Raw genomic sequence first — 859 nt, forward strand, 5'->3', positions numbered from 1 at the left:
CTTCCCATCACTTCTAAGTGAGTAAGATCCCTCAGGGACTATGAGGTAGATAGGTTCGAGGTGGAAGCGTGGTGACACGTGGAGCTGACGAATACTAATCGATCGAGGACTTAACTAACTTCTTAAAAGATGTCAATGATTCACTCTTATTTAGTTTTTGAGGTATAAAGTTAAAAAACTCTTGACTTTAACTCTATAAATAATTATAATAATGATTGTCGCTGATTTTGTAAATTAGTTAAATCTTGTCTGGTAGTAATGGCGGAGAGGTCACACCTGTTCCCATGCCGAACACAGTAGTTAAGCTCTCCAGCGCCGATGGTAGTTGGGGTTAACCTCTGCGAGAGTAGGACGCCGCCAGGCAATATTATTCACATTTTATTAGATTATTCCACAGTAGCTCAGTGGTAGAGCAATCGGCTGTTAACCGATCGGTCGTAGGTTCGAATCCTACCTGTGGAGCCAATGGAGAGCTGTCCGAGCTGGCCGAAGGAGCACGATTGGAAATCGTGTATACCGCTACCGCGGTATCGAGGGTTCGAATCCCTCGCTCTCCGCCATTATAGGCCCGTTGGTCAAGTGGTTAAGACACCGCCCTTTCACGGCGGTAACACGGGTTCGAATCCCGTACGGGTCATCACTAACGTTGGAGGATTAGCTCAGCTGGGAGAGCACCTGCCTTACAAGCAGGGGGTCACAGGTTCAAGTCCTGTATCCTCCACCATATATCTCACATCGCGGGGTGGAGCAAGCCGCTCACATCGTCGATTATGCTACTAGGTGCAGGCTTGCGAGGAGTGCAACTTCACCGAATAACCTTGCAACACGACGAGCAATCCCCATAGTTAATTGCAATAAA

The 859-nt window shown here is 47.4% G+C and carries 4 tRNA genes and 2 rRNA genes; all 6 read left to right on the forward strand.

The features are described from left to right. Nucleotides 1-118, forward strand: a 23S ribosomal RNA gene (locus CAO17_RS00005); the annotation flags it as partial. 130 nt (nt 119-248) lie between these two features. Further along, nucleotides 249-363: ribosomal RNA gene (gene rrf / locus CAO17_RS00010) — 5S ribosomal RNA — on the forward strand. A gap of 27 nt (nt 364-390) precedes the next feature. Further along, nucleotides 391-465 (forward strand) — tRNA-Asn (locus tag CAO17_RS00015). Between the two features lie 2 nt (nt 466-467). After that, nucleotides 468-560: transfer RNA gene (locus CAO17_RS00020), tRNA-Ser, on the forward strand. Nucleotides 561-565: 5 nt separating this feature from the next. Further along, nucleotides 566-637 (forward strand) — tRNA-Glu (locus CAO17_RS00025). Nucleotides 638-648: 11 nt separating this feature from the next. Further along, a tRNA-Val gene (locus CAO17_RS00030) sits at nt 649-724 on the forward strand. Nucleotides 725-859: the final 135 nt, after the last annotated feature.

It is taken from the genome of Oceanobacillus senegalensis (genome assembly GCF_900176885.1).
In the GTDB taxonomy this organism is placed as follows: domain Bacteria; phylum Bacillota; class Bacilli; order Bacillales; family Amphibacillaceae; genus Oceanobacillus; species Oceanobacillus senegalensis.